21 protein-coding genes are annotated in these 20,644 nt (G+C 59.6%); 11 read left to right on the top strand and 10 right to left on the bottom strand.

All coding sequences use genetic code 11. The annotated features are described in order from the left end of the window. Positions 1–363 precede the first annotated feature (363 nt). On the top strand, positions 364–990 hold the full coding sequence (locus E3Z29_RS25355; RefSeq protein ID WP_003227711.1) for a response regulator transcription factor: 627 nt from the start codon (positions 364–366) through the stop codon (positions 988–990). Positions 991–1,077: 87 nt separating this feature from the next. On the opposite strand, the gene E3Z29_RS25350 is transcribed toward E3Z29_RS25355, so the two are convergent. From E3Z29_RS25350 to metG, 8 genes are all read right to left on the bottom strand, one after another. Further along, positions 1,078–1,257 carry a PA3496 family putative envelope integrity protein gene (locus E3Z29_RS25350; RefSeq protein ID WP_027612063.1) on the bottom strand — a complete coding sequence of 60 codons (180 nt, stop codon included), beginning with the start codon at positions 1,255–1,257 and terminating at the stop codon, positions 1,078–1,080. Between the two features lie 107 nt (positions 1,258–1,364). Then, positions 1,365–2,003, bottom strand: coding sequence for an endonuclease III (gene nth / locus E3Z29_RS25345; RefSeq protein ID WP_003227707.1), 639 nt, complete (start codon positions 2,001–2,003; stop codon positions 1,365–1,367). Continuing rightward, positions 2,000–2,581 (bottom strand): Rnf-Nqr domain containing protein, encoded by a 582-nt coding sequence (locus tag E3Z29_RS25340; protein ID WP_134787227.1) that lies wholly within the window; start codon positions 2,579–2,581, stop codon positions 2,000–2,002. Before E3Z29_RS25340 ends, nth begins: the two co-directional genes overlap by 4 nt. Beyond that, positions 2,578–3,183 carry an RnfABCDGE type electron transport complex subunit G gene (locus E3Z29_RS25335; protein ID WP_098965363.1) on the bottom strand — a complete coding sequence of 202 codons (606 nt, stop codon included), beginning with the start codon at positions 3,181–3,183 and terminating at the stop codon, positions 2,578–2,580. Before E3Z29_RS25335 ends, E3Z29_RS25340 begins: the two co-directional genes overlap by 4 nt. Further along, a complete protein-coding gene (locus E3Z29_RS25330) occupies positions 3,180–4,163 on the bottom strand; it encodes an RnfABCDGE type electron transport complex subunit D (protein WP_134787226.1) in 984 nt (327 codons plus the stop codon). Before E3Z29_RS25330 ends, E3Z29_RS25335 begins: the two co-directional genes overlap by 4 nt. Next, positions 4,150–5,364 (bottom strand): electron transport complex subunit RsxB, encoded by a 1,215-nt coding sequence (gene rsxB / locus E3Z29_RS25325; RefSeq protein WP_134787225.1) that lies wholly within the window; start codon positions 5,362–5,364, stop codon positions 4,150–4,152. The genes E3Z29_RS25330 and rsxB overlap by 14 nt, the downstream gene beginning before the upstream one ends. After that, entirely contained in the window at positions 5,361–5,930 is a 570-nt protein-coding gene (locus tag E3Z29_RS25320) for an Rnf-Nqr domain containing protein (RefSeq protein WP_134787224.1), read from the bottom strand. The genes rsxB and E3Z29_RS25320 overlap by 4 nt, the downstream gene beginning before the upstream one ends. Before the next feature lie 132 nt (positions 5,931–6,062). Beyond that, positions 6,063–8,114, bottom strand: coding sequence for a methionine--tRNA ligase (gene metG, locus E3Z29_RS25315; protein ID WP_134787223.1), 2,052 nt, complete (start codon positions 8,112–8,114; stop codon positions 6,063–6,065). A 321-nt stretch (positions 8,115–8,435) separates the two neighbouring features. Here metG and apbC point away from each other — a divergent pair, with 321 nt between their 5' ends. Continuing rightward, on the top strand, positions 8,436–9,530 hold the full coding sequence (apbC, locus tag E3Z29_RS25310; protein ID WP_098965355.1) for an iron-sulfur cluster carrier protein ApbC: 1,095 nt from the start codon (positions 8,436–8,438) through the stop codon (positions 9,528–9,530). 143 nt (positions 9,531–9,673) lie between these two features. Here the strand turns inward: apbC and E3Z29_RS25305 are convergent, their stop codons facing one another. Then, positions 9,674–10,432, bottom strand: a complete 759-nt coding sequence (locus E3Z29_RS25305; protein WP_098965353.1) for an SDR family oxidoreductase — start codon at positions 10,430–10,432, stop codon at positions 9,674–9,676. A 164-nt stretch (positions 10,433–10,596) separates the two neighbouring features. On the opposite strand from E3Z29_RS25305, the gene E3Z29_RS25300 reads away from it, so the two are divergent. The 4 genes from E3Z29_RS25300 to groL all read left to right on the top strand — a co-directional run bounded on the left by E3Z29_RS25300 (position 10,597) and on the right by groL (position 14,120). Further along, positions 10,597–11,328: a HugZ family protein gene (locus E3Z29_RS25300; RefSeq protein ID WP_134787222.1), complete on the top strand. Its 732-nt coding sequence runs from the start codon at positions 10,597–10,599 to the stop codon at positions 11,326–11,328. A 65-nt stretch (positions 11,329–11,393) separates the two neighbouring features. Beyond that, positions 11,394–11,870: an FxsA family protein gene (locus tag E3Z29_RS25295; protein ID WP_134787221.1), complete on the top strand. Its 477-nt coding sequence runs from the start codon at positions 11,394–11,396 to the stop codon at positions 11,868–11,870. Positions 11,871–12,128: 258 nt separating this feature from the next. Further along, entirely contained in the window at positions 12,129–12,422 is a 294-nt protein-coding gene (locus E3Z29_RS25290; RefSeq protein WP_007916610.1) for a co-chaperone GroES, read from the top strand. A 51-nt stretch (positions 12,423–12,473) separates the two neighbouring features. Continuing rightward, positions 12,474–14,120: a chaperonin GroEL gene (groL, locus tag E3Z29_RS25285; RefSeq protein WP_007964008.1), complete on the top strand. Its 1,647-nt coding sequence runs from the start codon at positions 12,474–12,476 to the stop codon at positions 14,118–14,120. Between the two features lie 217 nt (positions 14,121–14,337). Here the strand turns inward: groL and E3Z29_RS25280 are convergent, their stop codons facing one another. After that, complete coding sequence (locus E3Z29_RS25280; RefSeq protein ID WP_134787220.1) at positions 14,338–16,287, bottom strand: LTA synthase family protein; 1,950 nt, start codon at positions 16,285–16,287, stop codon at positions 14,338–14,340. A 203-nt stretch (positions 16,288–16,490) separates the two neighbouring features. On the opposite strand from E3Z29_RS25280, the gene colR reads away from it, so the two are divergent. The 5 genes from colR to E3Z29_RS25255 all read left to right on the top strand — a co-directional run bounded on the left by colR (position 16,491) and on the right by E3Z29_RS25255 (position 20,205). Continuing rightward, the gene (colR, locus tag E3Z29_RS25275; RefSeq protein WP_007964011.1) at positions 16,491–17,174 is read left to right on the top strand and encodes a two-component system response regulator ColR; all 684 of its coding nucleotides are present in this window, start codon (positions 16,491–16,493) and stop codon (positions 17,172–17,174) included. Beyond that, a complete protein-coding gene (locus E3Z29_RS25270; protein ID WP_098965347.1) occupies positions 17,164–18,447 on the top strand; it encodes a HAMP domain-containing sensor histidine kinase in 1,284 nt (427 codons plus the stop codon). The genes colR and E3Z29_RS25270 overlap by 11 nt, the downstream gene beginning before the upstream one ends. Before the next feature lie 141 nt (positions 18,448–18,588). Continuing rightward, positions 18,589–19,257, top strand: coding sequence for a class I SAM-dependent methyltransferase (locus E3Z29_RS25265; RefSeq protein ID WP_098965345.1), 669 nt, complete (start codon positions 18,589–18,591; stop codon positions 19,255–19,257). Positions 19,258–19,261: 4 nt separating this feature from the next. Beyond that, positions 19,262–19,975, top strand: a complete 714-nt coding sequence (locus tag E3Z29_RS25260) for a lipopolysaccharide kinase InaA family protein (RefSeq protein ID WP_096795130.1) — start codon at positions 19,262–19,264, stop codon at positions 19,973–19,975. 2 nt (positions 19,976–19,977) lie between these two features. Further along, entirely contained in the window at positions 19,978–20,205 is a 228-nt protein-coding gene (locus E3Z29_RS25255) for a hypothetical protein (RefSeq protein WP_025111684.1), read from the top strand. Positions 20,206–20,644 lie beyond the last annotated feature (439 nt).

Raw genomic sequence — 20,644 nt, 5'->3', positions numbered from 1 at the left:
AAAGTATTTTTGATTGGTTTTACGTTGTTTTTTTCAACTTATAAGCTGCCGGGGCTGGCGCTGTGTAGCGATGTGCAGTCAATGGATTATCGCGTTTTTTCAGCCGCTCGCTGAGCCGTCTGCCTCGAAAGTAGAGTTTGCGTGGCTTTCAGGACGACATGTTTTTTGCGTCGATGTGAAGGCCAGAAGATACGTCATCCCATTTGAAAGTCGGCCGTATGGGTTTTTTTGTAGGAATAATCTTTATTTGCTGTAGGGAATGTCTTTTGCTGGGATTGCAATGAAACTCTCTTGTGCCATGTCAGAAGTGACTGGGCTATTGTGCGTGCTCTAAAAATTCGAACAGCGAAACTGGACTTGCCCATGAATAAAGTGCTGATCGTGGATGATCATCCCGTCATTCGTCTTGCTGTGCGTATGCTGATGGAGCGTCATGGCTACGAAGTCATTGCAGAAACGGATAATGGTGTGGATGCTTTGCAACTTGCGCGTGAACAGATGCCGGATATCGTTATTCTGGATATTGGAATACCGAAACTCGACGGTCTTGAAGTTATTGCGCGTCTGAACTCGACACCCATGCCGTTGAAAGTACTGGTGTTGACCTCCCAGGCACCGGGTCATTTTTCAATGCGCTGCATGCAGTCAGGTGCTGCGGGTTATGTATGTAAGCAACAGGATTTGACTGAGTTGCTCAGTGCGATCAAAGCGGTACTGTCCGGCTACAGCTATTTTCCAAACCAGGCTCTGCACACCGTGCGTACCAGTCTTGGTAATGCCAGTGAGGCCGATATGGTGGATCGCCTCTCCGGGCGGGAAATGATGGTGTTGCAGCAATTGGCGCGTGGCAAGACCAACAAGGAAATCGCCGACGGCATGTTTCTCAGCAACAAGACGGTCAGCACTTACAAGACGCGTCTGTTATTGAAGCTCAATGCCCGCTCGCTGGTGGACCTGATTGAATTGGCACAACGCAACGGACTGGTCTGATGATCAGAAATACCGATGGGGCATGGGCCGCTCAGTGTCGGATTCAGCAGAAAGTAAAAAGCCTCCGGTTCGGGAGGCTTTCAAGTGTCACAGATCAAAATCGTAATCGGCCAATTGCTTTTGCAGTCGGCGCTCCTCAAGCAGGTTATCGATGGTGCGACGTTTACTCAGATTGGTCTTGGCGACCTCGACCACCGGTTCGGCGTCGTCGGTATCCACAACGGTAAAATCTTCATCTACGTCCAGTTGTTCTTTGCTGTCAGTCATAAGGTGAACTCCAGGCTAAGACTGCCTTTGGCGCCCCTTATATCGATATTCCTGCTGCGGGTAAAAAAGATTTTTTCAATCGAAGAATCAATTATTCCAATAGCCAATCAATCGTCCGAGGTTTTGTGTTTGTACTCACACAAATCTTCGATGCGGCAGCTGCCACAGCGTGGCTTGCGCGCCAGGCACACATAGCGACCGTGCAGAATCAGCCAGTGGTGGGAGTCCAGCAGGTAGTCTTTTGGCACAAACTTCATCAGCTTCTTTTCCACTTCAACCACATTTTTACCCGGGGCAATGCCGGTGCGGTTGCTCACGCGAAAAATGTGCGTGTCGACCGCCATGGTCAACTGGCGAAAAGCGGTATTGAGGACCACGTTGGCCGTCTTGCGACCGACGCCGGGCAGCGCTTCCAGTTCTTCACGCGTCTGCGGGACTTCGCCATTGTGCAACTCGACCAGCATGCGACAGGTCTCGATCACGTTTTTCGCTTTGCTGTTATAGAGGCCGATGGTCTTGATGTATTCGGACAGCCCTTCGACGCCCAGCGCGTGGATCGCCGCCGGGGTATTGGCCACCGGGAACAGTTTGGCCGTAGCCTTGTTGACGCCGACGTCAGTTGACTGCGCCGAAAGAATGACCGCGATCAACAACTCGAACGGTGAGGAATAGGCCAGCTCGGTCTTCGGCTCGGGATTGTCTTCATGAAGTCTGCGGAAAATTTCCAGACGTTTGGCGGCATTCATGGGTGATGTGTTTCCTTGGAGAGAGCGGTCGAGCGGGTCCAGGCCTGGCGGGCGGCGAGCAGTAGTCCGAGCACGATGAAGGCGCCGGGAACCAGGGTGAGCAAGTGCAGCCCTTGGTTGAACACAACCAGGCCTTGCCAGTGCTCGGCCAGGCCACGGCCGATGCAGCCCTGACCGAACAGTTCACGCAATGCAGCCAGCGCGAGAAGAAGCCCGCTCGACAGGCCAAAAAACTGCAGGCGCTGGGCAAGCGCCTGACGAAAGAATCCATTGTATTCCAGCACTACGCATTGCAAGGCGATCAGCCCGGCATAGATTCCGACTGACTGTTGCCACTGCAACGCCCAGCGCTGCGCGAGGATATTGGCGCAACTGGTCAGGGTGGCGGCCAGCAGCAGACTGGCCAGCATCAGGTTGTTGCCAGACAACCGCGAGCGCAGCGGGCCGATGCATGCGCCGTAAACCGCCACCACAACGCTCGACATCAACAGCATGCCCAGCGCGCCAGCCAATGTCGCGCTGGTGCCAAGCAGCAGCATCAGCATCAACGTGTTTGTCAGATTCGTTGGCCGGATCATGATCCGCTCCCCAGCAAGGTTGCGCGGTGCTCATCAAAGTAACGCAGGGCGTCATGAATGGCATTGACGGTGGCCCGGGAAGTGACGGTTGCCCCGGCCAGTTGATCGAACTGTCCCTGATCTTTTTTCAGCGCCCAGCCTGCGTCGTCAGGTGCGTTGCGTGATTTACCGGTAAAAGTCGCCAGCCAGTGGTTCGGCCAGTCGCCGATAAGTCCGCCGAGCGCCGGGGTTTCGTTGTGCCGCAGGGTTTTTACCCCCAGCAGTCTGCCGTTGGCATCGATGGCGATCAGCAGTTCGATAGCGCCGGCATAGCCCTCGGTCTGGGTACGCAACAACACTGCCACTGGCTGACCGGATTTGCTTGCGCGGTAACCCGCCAGCAGCGTGCTGTGGCTCAACGTTGTATCAGTCAGCGCCAGCGGCTGCTCCAGCGGCTGATTGTCGTAGGCATCGGTCGCGAGTAGATCCAGCAACTTGCGGCTGTCGAGCAGGCGTTGCTCGCTGGCAATCTGCGGCGCACTGGCGCGCTGCACGACATAGGTCAGGCCGAGACCGGCACCGGCCAGCAGCACAAGCGCCACGAAAGCAGCTGCGCGGCTCATGATTGCACCTGCGTCTGGCGGGCAGCGGCAAAACGTTCCAGAGCCGGTACACACAGATTCATCAGCAACACGGCAAACGCGACACCGTCCGGGTAGCCGCCCCAAGTTCGGATCAGGTAAGTGAGCAAGCCGACACCCACGCCGAACAGCAGCCGGGCCAGAGAACTTTTGGCGCCCGACACCGGTTCGGTAATGATGAAAAAGGCACCGAGCATGGTTGCACCGCTCAGCAGATGAAACAGCGGTGAGCCGTGGGAATCGGAACCCGAACCGTTCCAGCAGAGCAGGCTGACGACAAACAGGCTGGTCAGCATGCCAACTGGCGCTTGCCAGGCAATCACCCGGCGCTGCAATAAAAACAGTCCACCGGCGAGAAACGCCAGATTGATCCACTCCACGTCGCGTCCACCGAAACGGCCGAATGCCGGGTTGGCAGCGAACAATTCATCCATGGTCAGACTTTTGTTGATGCGCAGGCTGTCCAGCGCGGTGGCCTGAACCCAGGCATCCGGAGCCTGGCCCAGATTCAGGACCTGTGCAAAAGTGGCCTGCAGACTCATGCCATGCGCCGGCCAGTGGGTCATTGGCTGCGGGAACAGCAGCATCGCCAGGGCGAAACCGAGCATGGCCGGATTGAACGGATTCTTGCCGATGCCACCGTATAAATGTTTGCCGAACAGCAGGCCCGAAGCCACCGCCGTAACTGTCAGCCACCATGGGCAATAAGGTGGCATGGCGGCGGCCAGCAGTGTCGCGCTGACCAGTGCGCTGCCATCGCTGAGCGTTGGTTGCAGTGGCTGTCGGCGCAGGCGGGCGACACCAGCCTCGACCAGCAGCGCGGTGCTCGCCGCCAGGATCAGGTTGATCAACACGCCCCAGCCGTAGAACCAGAACAACGCCAACAGCCCCGGCAGCGTGGCCAGCAGCACCCGCTTCATCGCCTGTTGCAGGCGATCATCCGGTGCCTCACGGGGCGACATGATCTTGCACCTGACGCTCGGCGGCCTGCAGGCGAGCGCGGGCCTTGTCGAGGACTTCGCCCGGCGTGTCGGCGCGGCGTTCGAGTTTGTTCAGGTCGGCGCGGGCGTAGGCCAGTTCGGTTTTCAACTGGCGGAGCTGATTGTCGATCGGGCGCTTTTCCACCCGCAGCAGGTCAGGCGCAGGCTGCTCGCTCGCCGTCTCGGCGGCGTGGAGGGCTTGCTCGGCATCACGCAGTGCCTGTTCCAGCGTGGCAATTTGCTCGGCTGGCGCTTCGGCGGTCTGAGCCTTTTTCAATTCGGCGCGCCGCATGGCCAGCTGGATTTTCGCCCGTTTCAGGTCGGCGTCTTTCGCCGGAACCGGGGCCGCAGCGGCTGGAGCGGTGGCGGCGCTGCTTTCGAGTTTCGCCAACGCCTGTTCGGCGGCTTCAAACTGCTGTTGCAACACGATCAGTTGCGATTGCTGTTCGAAGGTCGGCGGATGGCCGAAGGCTTTCAGCGATTTGTGCAATTGCGCGCGGCTCATGGCGACATCGATCTTGGCTTTTTTCAATGCCGCGTCGGCGGTTGCGGCTTTCTGCGCGCGCACCCGTTCCAGAGCGGCCTGCACCGGATCGAGAGTAACCACCGCCGGTTGCGCTGCACGCTGCGCCCGGGCTTGGCGCTCAGCCTGTTTCTGCTGTTCTTCGCGCTGCAGGCGGGCGTTGCGGCGTTCAAAACGCTGGCGCGCATGATCGCGTTTGGCCGCGCGTGCGCGCAGTTCTTCAAGGCTGGAAGCCAGGCCACCGACCACCGGCAAGGTGCCGAGCGGCAGCGGATGCATTTCGATGCAGTCCACCGGGCACGGCGCCACGCACAGGTCGCAACCGGTGCATTCGTCGATCAGTACGGTGTGCATCAGTTTCGCCGCGCCGACGATGGCGTCGATCGGGCAGGCCTGGATGCACTTGGTGCAGCCGATGCACTCGGCCTCGCGGATGTACGCCACTTGTGGCGGTGCCGAGCCACGGCTGACGTCCAGTTCCAGCACCGGCACGTTCAACAGTTCAGCCAGGGCGGCGACGGTTTCGTCACCGCCGGGCGGGCACTTGTTGATCGGTTCGCCATCGACAATGCCTTGCGCATAGGGCTTACAACCGGGGTGGCCGCATTTGCCGCATTGGGTCTGCGGCAGGAGGGCATCGATGAGTTGAATCAGACTCATGTTTTGATCAGTCCACTGAATCCGAGAAAAATCACTGCGATCAGTCCGGCGCCGATCAGGTCGATCGGCAAGCCGCGAAAGGGCAGGGGAATGTCGTTGTCCGCCGTGCGTTCACGCAAGTCGCTGAACAGGCTCAGCACCAGCCAGAAACCCAGCCCGGCGCCGATGCTCAGCGCTGTTGCTTGCAGCAGGCCGCGATCATTTTGCGCGTTGATCAAGGACAGCCCCAGTACGCCGGCATTACCCAGCAATAGCGGCCACAGTCCGTCGAACGGCCAGTCTGGCAGCGCACGAGCCAACAGCTTCAGCAGCGGCGCGATCAGCAGCACGCTGAGCGGCAAGAATACAAACAGCTGCAGTGCCTGCAATTGCAGCGGCACCAGTAGCCAGTGCCAGAGCACGTACCCGATGAAGCCGACGCTCAGCATCAGGCACGCCGTCGCCAACCCCAGCGCATGCACCTGGCGCCGACTGCCGGCCAGCAGCGGATCGACACCCAGCGGCCAGTGCAACACGAAGTTGTTGAGCAGGGCGGCACTGATCAGCGTAAGTGCAAGTTCGGTCATGGTTCTGCCGGCAGCAACGGGCGAGTGTCACTTAAGGTTAGGCATTATCCGGCACCCGCGATGGGTGGGCCAGATATGAAAAATCCCACAGGCCTGCAGAACATGCCTGTGGGATCGTTTCAGCGCTGGGTCTTACTTGATGCGTTGACCCGGCTTGGCGCCGCTGTCCGGGCTCAGCAGGTAGATTTCTTCACCGCCAGGGCCGGCGGCCATCACCATGCCTTCGGAGATGCCGAACTTCATTTTCCGTGGCTTGAGGTTGGCGATCATCATGGTCAGGCGACCGTCGAGTTTCGACGGGTCCGGGTAAGCGCTCTTGATCCCGGAGAACACGTTGCGCTGCTCGTCACCGATGTCCAGCGTCAGGCGCAGCAGCTTGTCCGCACCTTCCACGTGTTCAGCCTTGACGATCAAAGCCACGCGCAGGTCGACGGCAGCAAAGGTGTCGAAGTCGATTTCCGGCGACAGCGGATCCTTGGCCAGTTCGCCGTTGCCCGCAGGCGCGGCAGCGCCAGTGTCGGTCTGGCTGGCGGTCAGGTCTTCTTTCGAGGCGTCGGTCATGGCTTGCACTTTTACCGGGTCGATGCGAGTCATCAACGGCTTGAATTCATTGAGCTGATGGTTGGCCAGCAGCGTGGTGTGGTCGTTCCAGGTCAGCGGGGCGACGTTGAGGAATGCCTCGGCGTCGGCGGCCAGCAGTGGCAGCACCGGTTTGAGGAAGATCACCAGCTGGCGGAACAGGTTGATGCCGGTGGCGCAGATCGCCTGGACTTCATCCTGCTTGCCCTCCTGCTTGTTCAACGACCATGGGGCCTTGTCGGCGATCCAGGCGTTGGCGCGGTCGGCCAGGGCCATGGTTTCACGCATGGCGCGGGCAAAGTCGCGCGCTTCATAGGCGTCGGCAATGCTTGGCGCCGCAGCGAGGAACGCTTCGGTCAGCTCTGGCGCAGCGTTGTTGTCGACCAGCAGGCCGCCGTTGCCCTTGTGGATGAAACCGGCGCAACGGCTGGCGATGTTGACCACTTTGCCGACCAGGTCGGAGTTGACCTTCTGCACGAAGTCTTCGAGGTTCAGATCGAGGTCATCGACGCCACGGCCCAGTTTGGCCGCGTAGTAGTAGCGCAGGTATTCCGGCGACAGGTGATCCAGGTAGGTACGGGCCTTGATGAAAGTGCCACGGGACTTGGACATCTTCTGGCCGTTGACGGTCAGGTAGCCGTGCACGTTGATCCCGGTCGGCTTGCGGAAACCGGCGCCTTCGAGCATGGCGGGCCAGAACAGGGCGTGGAAGTTGACGATGTCCTTGCCGATGAAGTGGTACAGCTCGGCGGTGGAGTCCTTGCCCCAGAACGCGTCGAAGTCCAGCTCCGGCGTGCGGTTGCAGAGGTTCTTGAAGCTGGCCATGTAGCCGATCGGCGCGTCCAGCCATACATAGAAATACTTGCCCGGCTCGCCCGGGATCTCGAAACCGAAGTACGGCGCATCGCGGGAGATGTCCCACTGCTGCAGGCCGGCGTCCAGCCACTCGGCGATCTTGTTGGCCACGGCGTCCTGCAAGGTGCCGCTGCGGGTCCAGGTCTGCAGCATCTGCTGGAAGTCTGGCAGTTTGAAGAAGAAATGCTGGGAATCCTTGAGCACCGGAGTGGCGCCGGAGATCGCCGACTTCGGATCCTTCAGATCGGTTGGCGCGTAGGTCGCACCGCATTTTTCGCAGTTGTCGCCGTATTGGTCTTCGGTGCCGCATTTCGGGCAGGTGCCCTTGATGAAGCGGTCGGCCAGGAACATTTTCTTTTCCGGATCGAAATACTGGGTGATCGAGCGCTGGGCAATGTGCCCGGAGTCACGCAGCTTCAGATAGATCTGGCTCGACAGCTCACGGTTTTCTTCGGCGTGAGTGGAGTGGAAGTTGTCGAAGTCGACCAGGAACTCGGCAAAGTCGGCGCTGTGTTCAGCCTGCACGTTGGCGATCAGTTGTTCCGGGGTGATGCCTTCCTTTTCCGCGCGCAGCATGATCGCCGAACCGTGGGCGTCGTCGGCACAGACATAGATGCATTGATTGCCGCGATGCTTCTGGAAGCGCACCCACATATCGGTCTGGATGTATTCCAGCATATGGCCAAGGTGAATCGAACCGTTGGCGTAGGGCAGGGCGCTGGTGACGAGGATCTTGCGTGGTTCGGACATGTGGGGCTTCGCTACTTGATGAAACGGAGGTCGGCCACTATAAAGCGCTGGCGCATATTTTTCACCCTGTGCCGCTGGGTACTTTGAGAGCATTTGTAGCGAGGGGATTCATCCCCGATGGGTGGCGAAGCCGCCCCCAAACCCGATATCAGGGCCTATCAGGTACACCGCGGGTGATGGTTCTGCGACTGCTGCGCAGCCGATCGGGGATAAATCCCCTCGCCACAGGTGCTGACTTGCTCAAGTAATCAGTTCGCCACAAATCTGCGTCCAGCGTACGATACCCGCCATCTTTTCCCAGTCTTGTTATCGGAGTTGCCCATGAGTGCCGTCACTCGCGCAGCGGTGGAAGCCGTCCTCAGCCAATACACCGACCCCTACCTGAACCAGGACCCGGTCAGCGCCGGTTGCGTGAAGCACATCGAGATCGATGGCGACCGCGTGAAGGTTCAGATGGAAATCGGCTACGCCGCCGGTCTGTTCAAGAGCGGCTGGGCACAGTTGCTGCAGCTGGCCATCGAAAATCTTGATGGGGTGACGATCGCCAAGGTCGAGGTCAACAGCGTGATCGCCGCGCACAAGGCCCAGGCGCAGATCCCGGGCCTGGCCAACGTCAAGAACGTGGTCGCCGTGGCTTCGGGCAAGGGTGGTGTGGGCAAGTCGACCACGGCGGCCAACCTCGCGCTGGCGCTGGCCCGTGAAGGCGCCAAGGTGGGGATTCTCGACGCCGACATCTATGGCCCGAGCCAGGGCATCATGTTCGGCATCCCCGAGCGCACCCGCCCCGAGGTCAAGGATCAGAAGTGGTTCGTGCCGCTCAAGGCCCACGGTGTCGAAGTCATGTCGATGGCGTTCCTGACCGACGACAACACGCCGATGGTCTGGCGCGGGCCGATGGTCTCCGGCGCACTGCTGCAACTGGTCACGCAAACCGCGTGGGGTGACCTGGATTATCTGGTGATCGACATGCCCCCAGGTACCGGCGACATCCAGTTGACCCTGGCGCAGAAAGTCCCGGTGGCCGGTGCGGTGATCGTCACTACTCCGCAGGATCTGGCGTTGCTGGACGCGCGCAAAGGCGTGGAAATGTTCCGCAAGGTCAACATTCCGGTGCTGGGCGTGGTGGAAAACATGGCGGTGCACATCTGCTCGAACTGCGGACATGCCGAACATCTGTTCGGTGAGGGCGGTGGCGAAAAGCTGGCGACCCAATATGGCGTCGAACTGCTGGCCTCGCTGCCGCTGTCGATGCTGATCCGCGAGCAGGCCGATGGCGGCAAGCCAACGGTGATCGCCGAGCCGGACAGCCAGATTGCCATGGTCTACCAGGAACTGGCTCGCCACGTCGGCGCGCGCATTGTGCTGCAGGAAGCGGCGACACCGGCGATGCCAAATATCAGCATCAGCGACGATTGATAGCCTGAAACACAATCAACTGTGGGAGCGGGCTTGCTCCGGGCGGCGTTCCGACGAAGGCGGTGTGTCAGTCGACGAAAATGTTGTCTGACCCACCGCCTTCGCGAGCAGGCTCGCTCCCACATTGGTTTCTGTGTTGGCAGTCAGATCCGCAACCCGCCATCCATCTCCAGAATCCGCCCGGTGTAGTAGTCGTTCTCGAAGATGTACGCCGCCGAATGGGCGATCTCTTCCGGTTTGCCCATGCGCTTGAGCGGGATTCCCGAGGTCATCTTCTCCAACGCTTCCGGCTTCATGCCCAGGGTCATCTCGGTTTCGATGAAGCCCGGCGCAATGCCTGCCACGCGAATGCCATAACGCGCCAGTTCCTTGGCCCAGGTCACAGTGGCTGCGGCCACGCCAGCCTTGGCGGCAGAGTAGTTGGTCTGGCCGACGTTACCGGCTCGGGAGATCGAAGAAATATTGATGATCGCGCCGCTGTTCTTCAGCTCGACCATTTTCGCCGCCACTTCACGGGTGCACAGGAACACGCCGGTCAGGTTGACGTCGATTACCGCCTGCCACTGGGCCAGACTCATCTTGGTCATTTCGCCGTCCTTGACCTTGAGCAGCAGACCATCCCGCAGGATCCCGGCGTTGTTGATCAGGCCATGGATCGCGCCGAAATCTTCGGCAACCTGCGCGACCATGTGCTCAACCTGTTCTTCATTGGCCACGTTGCACAGATAGCTGCGCGCCTCGACGCCTTTGGCCTTGCAGGCTGCGACCGCGTCGTCGAGTTTTTCCTGATTGAGATCCACCAAGGCCAGCTTCGCGCCTTTGCCGGCGAAATACTCGGCCATGGAACGGCCCAAACCCTGGCAACCGCCGGTGATAATGATTATTTTGTCGTTGAGTTGCATTCGCATGCCCCGATAGCCGGTCTGAGTGGTTTTTGTTATTGGCGACGCTCGATCCGTACCGGTTATGGCCAGACTGCACATGAGCATTGCCCGATGGCGTGACCGGGACCTATCCCCAGGCGCCTGTCCGTTTTTTCGACGGATTCTATTTAAGGAGTCATAAATTGAGCGTTGAAGCGGCCAAGAATGCCCGAGAATTGCTTCTCAAGGAATACCGTGGCGTATTGTCCACCCACTCCAAATCGATGCCCGGTTTCCCGTTTGGCTCGGTGGTGCCGTATTGCCTGGATGAGCAGGGTCGCCCGCTGATCCTGATCAGCCGCATCGCCCAGCACACCCACAACCTGCAGAAGGACCCGAAATGTTCGCTGCTGGTGGGCGAGCGCGAGGCCGACGACGTGCAGGCCGTTGGTCGCCTGACCTGTCTGGCCGAAGCGCAGAAGCTCGAAGACCCGGCTGCCATCGAAGCCGCCGCCGAACGTTACTACCGGTATTTCCCCGACTCGCAGAACTATCACAAGGCCCACGATTTTGATTTCTGGGTGCTCAACCCGGTGCGTCATCGCTACATCGGCGGTTTCGGCGCGATTCACTGGATCGATCAGCTGACCCTGGCCAACCCGTTTGCCGGCAAGGCGGAAATCAGCATGGTCGAGCACATGAACAGCGATCACGCCAAAGCCATCGCCCACTACGTGGAGCTCAGCGGGTTGCCGAAAACCGTACCGGCGCAACTGGCCGGAATCGACAGCGAAGGCATGCACTTGCGCATCGGTCAGGCACTGTATTGGCTGCCGTTTCCAGCGCTTTGTCATACGCCGATACAAGTGCGCGAAGCCTTGGTTTCTCTGGCTCACGCCGAGGTCTGGCCAAAAAATGCGGTGGCCGACGCTTGAATTCACGAAAGGGCGACGTCATCTAAGGCTTACTGCAAGGCATTTCTTGCGTTGAGGAATCTTTGATGCGCCCTTTTTTGTTGCTCTTTCTGCTGTTTCCGGTGCTGGAGCTGTTCGTATTCGTCAAAGTGGCAGGGGCGATCGGGTTTTTCCCGGCCCTGCTGCTGATCATTCTCGGCTCGATGTTTGGTGTGTTCGTACTGCGCGTCGCCGGTCTGGCCACGGCACTGCGTGCCCGTGAAAGCCTGAATCGCGGTGAGTTGCCCGCACAGACCATGCTTGAAGGCTTGATGCTCGCCTTGGCCGGTGGCCTGTTGATCCTGCCGGGCTTCATCAGCGACATGGTCGGTCTGGTGATGCTGCTGCCGTTCACCCGTCGTCTGCTGGCCAATAAAATGCGTCAGCGCGCCGAAGAACAGGCGATCCGTCAGCGGGCCTTCGCCGACGACCTGCAACCCCGTGGCGGTCCTGCACCGCGCCAGCCTCTGGGCCGCGAGGGTGATGTGATCGAAGGCGAGTTCGAACATCGCGACAGCAAGTAACCCCTGCTTCGACACGGCACCTTCGGGTGCCGTTTGTTTATGCGCGGCATTCAAGGGGCAATTGATGAAAAATTTTCTGCCCCCGCCCTTGTAATAAGCTTATGCGCCCTTATGTATCGGTCACCGAAAGGTTTCCGGCATTTGAGTCGGACAGACTTCCGCGGTTCGCTCGACGAACCGCAACCGGCGCAGGCCGGATTTGTTAAACCCGCCGGGACTACACCGGCCGATGAAAACCACAATTAGGAGAGATCGACAATGAAGCTTCGTCCTCTGCATGACCGCGTCGTCATCCGTCGCAGCGAAGAAGAAAAGAAAACCGCTGGCGGTATCGTCCTGCCAGGTTCGGCTGCTGAAAAAGCCAACCACGGTGTGATTCTCGCTGTAGGCCCGGGCAAGGCTCTGGAAAACGGTGAAGTGCGTGCACTGTCCGTGAAGGAAGGCGACAAGGTTGTGTTCGGTCCTTACTCCGGCAGCAACACTGTGAAAGTCGACGGCGAAGACCTGCTGGTAATGAGCGAGAACGAAATCCTCGCTGTTATCGAAGGCTGATACCCCCCGTTCATTTTCCCGTTACTACAAAGTATTTAAGGAATATCGATCATGGCTGCTAAAGAAGTTAAGTTCGGCGATGCCGCTCGCTCCAAGATGCTCAAAGGCGTCAACGTTCTGGCTGACGCGGTAAAAGCGACCCTGGGCCCGAAAGGCCGTAACGTGATTCTCGAGAAGAGCTTCGGCGCTCCGACCATCACCAAGGACGGCGTTTCCGTCGCCAAGGAAATCGAACTCGAAGATCGCTTCGAAAACATGGGCGCGCAGCTGGTCAAAGACGTTGCCTCCCGTGCCAACGATGACGCTGGTGACGGTACTACCACCGCTACCGTTCTGGCTCAATCGATCGTCAACGAAGGCCTGAAAGCCGTCGCTGCCGGCATGAACCCGATGGACCTGAAGCGCGGTATCGACAAAGCGACCATCGCGATCGTCAAAGAGCTGAAAGCCCTGTCCAAGCCATGCGCTGACACCAAGGCTATCGCTCAGGTAGGTACCATCTCCGCCAACTCCGACAACTCCATCGGCGACATCATTGCCGAAGCCATGGAAAAAGTCGGTAAAGAAGGCGTGATCACCGTTGAAGAAGGCTCGGGCCTGGAAAACGAACTGTCGGTTGTAGAAGGCATGCAGTTCGACCGTGGCTACCTGTCCCCGTACTTCGTCAACAAGCCGGACACCATGGTTGCCGAGCTCGACGGCCCGCTGATCCTGCTGGTCGACAAAAAGATCTCGAACATCCGCGAAATGCTGCCAGTGCTGGAAGCCGTTGCCAAAGCCGGCCGTCCACTGCTGATCGTTGCCGAAGACGTTGAAGGCGAAGCCCTGGCGACTCTGGTCGTGAACAACATGCGTGGCATCGTCAAGGTTGCAGCCGTCAAGGCTCCAGGCTTCGGCGACCGTCGCAAGGCCATGCTGCAGGACATCGCCGTTCTGACCGGCGGTACCGTGATCTCCGAAGAGATCGGCCTGAGCCTGGAAAGCACCACCCTGGAGCACCTGGGTAACGCCAAGCGCGTGACCCTGTCCAAGGAAAACACCATCATCGTTGACGGTGCTGGCGTACAAGGCGACATCGAAGCCCGTATCGCTCAGATCCGCGCCCAGGTTGCCGAGACTTCCTCGGACTACGACCGTGAAAAACTGCAAGAGCGTCTGGCCAAGCTGTCCGGCGGCGTTGCAGTGATCAAGGTTGGCGCTGGTTCCGAAGTTGAAATGAAAGAGAAGAAGGCCCGCGTTGAAGACGCCCTGCACGCAACCCGTGCAGCCGTTGAAGAAGGCGTGGTACCTGGCGGTGGCGTTGCGCTGATCCGTGCTCTGGAAGCCCTGACCGAACTGACCGGCGACAACGCTGACCAGAACGTCGGTATCGCTGTGCTGCGTCGCGCTGTTGAAGCGCCGCTGCGCCAGATCGCTGCCAACTCCGGCGACGAGCCAAGCGTAGTCGTCAACGAAGTGAAGAACGGCAAAGGTAACTTCGGTTACAACGCTGCTTCGGGCGAATACGGCGACATGATCGAAATGGGCATCCTGGACCCAACCAAGGTAACCCGTTCGGCTCTGCAAGCTGCAGCCTCGATCGGCGGTCTGATCCTGACCACCGAAGCGGCTGTTGCTGATGCACCGAAGAAAGAAGGCTCGGCTGGCGGCGGTATGCCAGACATGGGCGGCATGGGTGGCATGGGCGGCATGATGTAAGCCAGCCTTACCCCTGTAACGAAAAACCCCGCCTGCGCTGAGCAGGCGGGGTTTTTTATTGCCTTCGATTTGTTGTTGGCGCTATACCGAGGTGGGGCCATCGCTGGCAAGCCAGCTCCCACAGGTTTAGCGCAATCCTTGTGGGAGCTGGCTTGCCAGCGATGGCGTCAGAGCAGTCGACACAAAGCTTGACTGACCTGACCTGAACCACCGTCGGTTACTGCTCGCTGACCTGGACAGTGCTGTCCTTCGCCGGCTTCCAGCTCAACAACTGCTGTTTGAAGCCATAACTGGCCGCCTGGTAATACGCAATCGCCCGGCTGACCAGCGGATCGTCGCTGGTAACTCGCGATTCACGGCTCTCGGTCAATGCATCATCATGCCGACGCAAGCCCTGGCGTGGGCTGAGGATCGCCAGATCCTTGCCGTCGAACAGGCCCAGATGCTGGTAGTTGCCGACCACCACGCGCGGTGGCAGCGGGTTGTCCTGCAACAGGTTGCGACCGAAGAACGTAGAGGTGTAATCCAGGTTGAGCAAGCCCAGCAGAGTTGGCGCCAGATCGATCTGACTGGCCAGTTGCGCGCTCTCGCGAGCTTCGATCATTTTCGGCGCGTAGATGAACAGCGGAATCTGATAGTTGCTGATCGGCAAGTCTTCCTTGCCGGCGCTGCCCGCGGTGTGGTCGGCGACGAAGATGAAGATCGTGTTGTCGAACCACGGTTTCTGCCGCGCCTGCTCCAGGAACTGACCAATCGCGTAGTCGGTGTACTTCACCGCGCCATCACGACCGTTGCCGGACTTGATGTCGATCCGGTTGTCCGGGTAGGTGTAAGGACGATGGTTGGAGGTGGTCATCAGTTGCAGCAGGAACGGTTGCTGTTTGGCGTAGTCGGCATCCGCCAGTTTCAGAGTCTGGCGGTACAGATCTTCGTCGGCCATGCCCCAGGCGTTCTTGAAGTGGATCTCGGCTTCATCGACGCTGCTCTGATCGACGACGCGATAGCCGTTGCCGCTGAAGAACGCGTTCATGTTGTCGAAGTAGCCGCGTCCGCCGTAGACGAACACGCTGTCGTAACCCACCGCGCTCAGTTGCTGGCCAAGGCTGGCGAAACCGCTTTCACGGCCGATGCGCTTGACGATCGAGCGGCCTGGCGTCGGCGGGATGGCCAGGGTGATCGCTTCCAGACCGCGATCGGTGCGGGTGCCGGTGGCGTAGAAGTTATTGAAGTACAGGCTCTGCTTGCGCAACGCGTCGAGGTTTGGCGTCAGGTTGCGACCGTCGCCATTGCTGCCCAGGTACTTGGCGCTCAGGCTTTCGATGGTCACCAGCACAATGTTCGGCTTGCGCGGGGTGCCCGGGTTGTCGATCACCCGGCGAATGTCCTGTGGATCCTTGCCGATGAAACGCGCGTCGCTTTCGCTCAGCTCGGCGCGGATCTGGCTGGCGACTTTTTCCGCCGGCAGGCTCTTGTAGAACTGGGTGTAGTCGAGTTCATTGTTACGGAACGCGGCGAAGAACTGATACGGGCCGTTGCTGGCCAGTTCGTTCTGGTAGGCGTTGCCGCCCTGGGCACGTGGGGCGTCCTGGCTGAGCAGTTGCAGGCTCAGACCCGCGACGATCAACAGGCCCAAGGCACTGAGCAGACGCCCGCGCAGCGCTGGCAGCGGGGCATTCATGGCAGCATTGAACGGCTTGCCCAAGGCAAAGCTGATCACCACCGCCAGTACCGCGAGGAGGCTCAGCAGTTTGCCGATCGGGTACGACTCGAGGACGTTGTTCAGCACTTCGTCGGAATACACCAGGTAATCGACGGCGATGAAGTTGAAACGCACGCCGAACTCGTCCCAGAACAGCCATTCGGCCACCGCCACGAACAGCATGGCGAACAGGCTGATGGTTAGCAGAGCGCGCAGGAACCCGCGATGCCCACGACGACGCCACAGGCCCGGCGGGCAGAGCAGCAGGTACAAGCCCATCGGCAATGCCGCATAGGCCAGGAAACCCAGGTCGTAGAGCGCGCCGATGCCGAACACCGACAGGGCGAAGCCGCCGGCCTCATCCAGGTGAGTCAGCAGCAGTACCGCTCGAGTCAGAAGAAAGATGACCAGCCAGGCGCCGGTGATGAGCAGCAGAAAGCGCATGGGCGCAGTCTTGAAAGGGTCCATTGTCTCGTTTTCCTTATATCAATGGCGCGCGAGTGTCACGGCGCCACTGTAATCAGGTTGTGAATCCATAGTGAAAACTTTGTTAAATATTTAATTTGGTTAGGCAAATGGATCGGCGTGCCTGCCGGCCCTAGCCCTGAAACGGCGTTGGCCTTAAGCTGCGCGGGCCATGACGGCCGTAACTGTGTACGGAGGAGATGCCAATGCGAATTCTATTGGTCGAAGACAACCGCGATATCCTGGCCAACCTGGCCGATTACCTGGGGCTCAAAGGCTATACCGTCGATTGCGCCCAGGACGGCTTGTCGGGCCTGCATCTGGCTGCCACCGAGCATTACGACCTGATCGTGCTCGATATCATGCTGCCGGGGATCGACGGCTACACCCTGTGCAAGCGCCTGCGTGAAGACGCCCGACGCGATACGCCGGTGATCATGCTCACCGCCCGCGATCAACTGGACGACCGCCTGCAGGGCTTCAAGTCCGGGGCTGATGATTACCTGGTCAAACCGTTTGCCCTGTCGGAACTGGCGGCACGCATCGAAGCCGTGATGCGTCGCACCCAGGGCGGCGGCCGTCGCGCGCTGCAGGTCGGTGACCTGACCTACGACCTCGACACGCTGGAAGTGACCCGCGAGGGCAAGCTGCTCAAGCTCAACCCGGTCGGGCTGAAGCTGCTGGCAGTCTTGATGCAGAAGAGTCCGCACGTCCTGCGTCGGGAAATTCTCGAAGAAGCGCTGTGGGGCGATGACTGCCCGGACAGCGACAGCCTGCGCAGCCACGTCCACCAATTGCGTCAGGTGATCGACAAGCCATTCGCCAAGCCGTTGCTGCAAACCGTGCACGGCGTGGGTTACCGCCTGGCCGAGGGGCGTGATGGAGTTTAAGCAAAGCCTTTCCCAGCGGATCATCATCGCCTTTGCGCTGATGAGTGCGCTGGTGGCCGGGGCCTTCGCCATGGGCATCGTGGCGACCGTGCACCTGGTGGAGGAGAAACTGATTTCGGCGGGGCTGGGCGGCGACCTGCAACGTCTGCTGCTGATGGACAACGTCTCGGACTGGAGCCATCGCCCGGAACCGGACCAGTTGTTCTATTTCAGCGGCGGACCGGGTGATTTCGAGCTGCCCAAGGATCTGCGTCACCTCGATGCGGGGTTCCACGAAGTGTTCCGCGAGCAGCTGTCGTATCACGCGATGGTCGAGATCGTCGACGGTCGCCGCTACGTGCTGCTGCAGGATCAAAGCGATTTCGAAGAGCGTGAACGCGTGCTGTTTGCCGTGGTGCTGGTGGGCTTTGTGCTCAGTCTGGCGCTGGCCGTATTCCTCGGCTGGGTGCTGGCGCGCAAGGTCATGGCGCCGGTGGTGCGCCTGGCACGGCAAGTACGGCATCGCGATCAGTTGCTCGGTCTGGCGCCGCCACTGGCGCCGGACTATGCGGCTGACGAAGTCGGCGAACTGGCGGTGGCGTTCGATGCAACGCTTGGTCGTCTGCGTCAGGCGCTGACCCGCGAGCGGCTGTTCACCAGTGACGTCAGCCACGAACTGCGCACGCCGTTAATGGTGCTGGCCAGTTCCTGCGAACTGCTGCTGGAAAATCCGGGGCTGGATCAACGCGGTCGTGCCCAGGTCGAGCGCATCGCCCGCGCCAGCGAAGAAATGCGTGAACTGGTGCAGACCTTCCTGATGCTCGCCCGCGCCCAGCGTGAAGACGCCGGTTCAGCGCCGCAGCAGAACATCAGTCAGGTGGCCGATGGCTTGTTGAGTATCTGGCGTGAACCGATCGAATCGAAAGGGCTGCGGCTGATGTTCGAGCCGGGCAATCCGCCGGACACTCGCTTCAACGCGACTCTGCTCAGCGCGGTCATGGGCAATTTGTTGCGCAACGCCTGCCACTACACCGAGCAGGGCTTCATCCGCCTGACGCTCAACGACAACGGCTTCGTCGTCGAAGACTCGGGCGTCGGCATTCCCGAGGAAAAACGTGAGGCCATGTTCCAGCCCTTCGTGCGCGGCAATGAGAAGCGCGGCGAAGGCCTGGGTCTGGGTTTGTCGCTGGTGCAGCGGATCTGTGAAAACCAGGGCTGGGAGGTGACGTTGAGCACCATGCAGCCCAATGGCTGCCGCTTTGAGGTGACGCTGGGCCGTGCTGACGGTCGCTGATGGCCCCGCGCTATTGCTTTCTCCCTGTAAAACCCTGTAATAGTTTGCCGGTTTACCTGACGTAATTTTCACAAAGGGACGACCTGACGCTGACATGCCACTACCTATGGTAGGGGCATCAGTTATTCAGGAGTCCTGAAAATGAGCAGACCGATCAAGCTCGATTTTTCCGAAAAGTATGATGACCAGCATGCACAAAAATATTTGCGCAAGCATCAGGACGGTCTCGGTCGTCGGTTGTCACATTGGCGGGACGAGCAACTGGCCCGCAAGGCGTTGACGCTGGCGGGCGAGCCGGGGCTGGTTCTGGATCTGCCGTGTGGTGCAGGGCGTTTCTGGCCGTTGCTGGCGGAAAAACCCAATCGGGTGATCATTGGCGCGGACAATTCCGAGTCTATGATCAAGACCGCGATGCAGGCGCAGCCGGCTGATGTGGTGAAACGGGTACAACCTTTGCACACGTCAGCGTTCGACATTGCCTTGCCGGATAACGCCGTCGACAGCATTTTCTGCATGCGTTTGCTGCATCACATCGGTGAAGCCGAACATCGGCGGACGATTTTGCGCGAATTCGAGCGTGTCACCCGTGACAGCGTAATCATTTCGTTGTGGGTGGACGGTAATTTCAAGGCCTGGAAACGCAAACGCGCTGAACAGCGGCGCGGGCAGGAAGGTTACCAAAACCGGTTTGTGTTACCGGCTGTGACAGTAGAAAAAGAGTTCGAAGAGGCAGGTTTTCGCATTCAGGAACAACTGGACTTCATTCCGCTCTATGCCATGTGGCGGGTTTACGTATTACGCAAGAGGTAACAGGATGGCGGTGCAAATAGCAGCAGAAACGGAAGTCGCTCCCCAAGATCGCTTCGACTACTACTGGAACCAGCGCGGTGAATGGGTGGAAGAACCCAACGTGCGCCGTGGCGGGGAAAGTGGTGTGCAACGAGTCGTGGGCCGTGACGGCCAGTTACTGTATGCCAAGCGCCAGACCGGACATATCTATCGCAGTTGGCTGCATCCCTTCGGCCGGCCGACAGTCTTGCGAGAGCTGGATGCCCTGACCGGTGTCAGCCGCCTCGGCGTACGCGTCCCGCAAATCGTCTTCTGCGGTGCGCAGCCCGATCCGCAACACAAGTGGCGTGCGCTGCTGGTGACCAAGTCGCTGGACGGTTTCGACGAACTCGAGAAGTGGGAAGCCGCCGGTGGCCGTGCCCAATATGGCGAAGCGGTTTACGAGCGCGTCCTCAAAGACCTGGCCGAAAACCTCGCGCGCATGCACAAGGGCCGTTGGCAGCACAGCTGTATCTACATCAAACACGTTTTTGTACGGGTGACCGGCGAAGGTGATTCGGCTCAGGTCGAAGTGGCATTGATCGATCTGGAGAAATGCCGTCAGCGTCTGACCGCTTATCGCGCGGCCTCCCATGACATGAAGCAATTGCGTCGCCATTCGTCGTTCAGCGACACGGACTGGAAAAAACTCGTCTACTTTTATGAGACGGCGTTTGGCAGCGCTATCAAAGGTTTATAGCGATGAAACTCGAAATTGCACGAGGTTTGTTTTTGGTTGGAGCCTTGGCAGTTGCTTCATTGGCGGTGGCGGCCTGGGAGCAGCCCCGCATGCAGGTGATCGGTGCTACCACAGGCGATGCTCACTGCGCAGTACCACGGGTGGCGAAAGCCTCCGTGGCCACTAAACCTGACCATGATCTGTTGTTGTTCATGTTCGGACTTTCTCAAGGGATGAGGCCACAGAGTTGAACCGATTGAAGCCAAAATGAAAGGCCTCGCAGATGCGAGGCCTTTTTTATTGCGCGTGTTCCAGGGATCACACCATTCCCCTGTGGGATCGGCGATGGATGGCAGGTTTGTGGCTGGCCGCGATCAAGGGTGGGAGTGGGCTTGCTCACGAAGGGGCCGGCACATTCAGCATTGCTGTTGACTGACCTGGCGCTTTCGCGAGCAAGCCCGCTCCCACAGGGGACTGTGGTGGATGAAGGATTGGGGGGCTTGCCGCGATCAAGGGTGGGAGTGGGCTTGCTCACGAAGGGGCCGGCACATTCAGCATTGCTGTTGACTGACCCGACGCTTTCGCGAGCAAGCCCGCTCCCACAGGGGACTGTGGTGGATGAAGGATTGGGGGGCTTGCCGCGATCAAGGGTGGGAGTGGGCTTGCTCACGAAGAGGCCGGCACATTCAG

The organism is Pseudomonas sp. S150, from assembly GCF_004526365.1.
In the GTDB taxonomy this organism is placed as follows: Bacteria; Pseudomonadota; Gammaproteobacteria; order Pseudomonadales; family Pseudomonadaceae; genus Aquipseudomonas; species Aquipseudomonas putida_A.
This window is presented reverse-complemented; position numbering and strand designations above follow the sequence as displayed.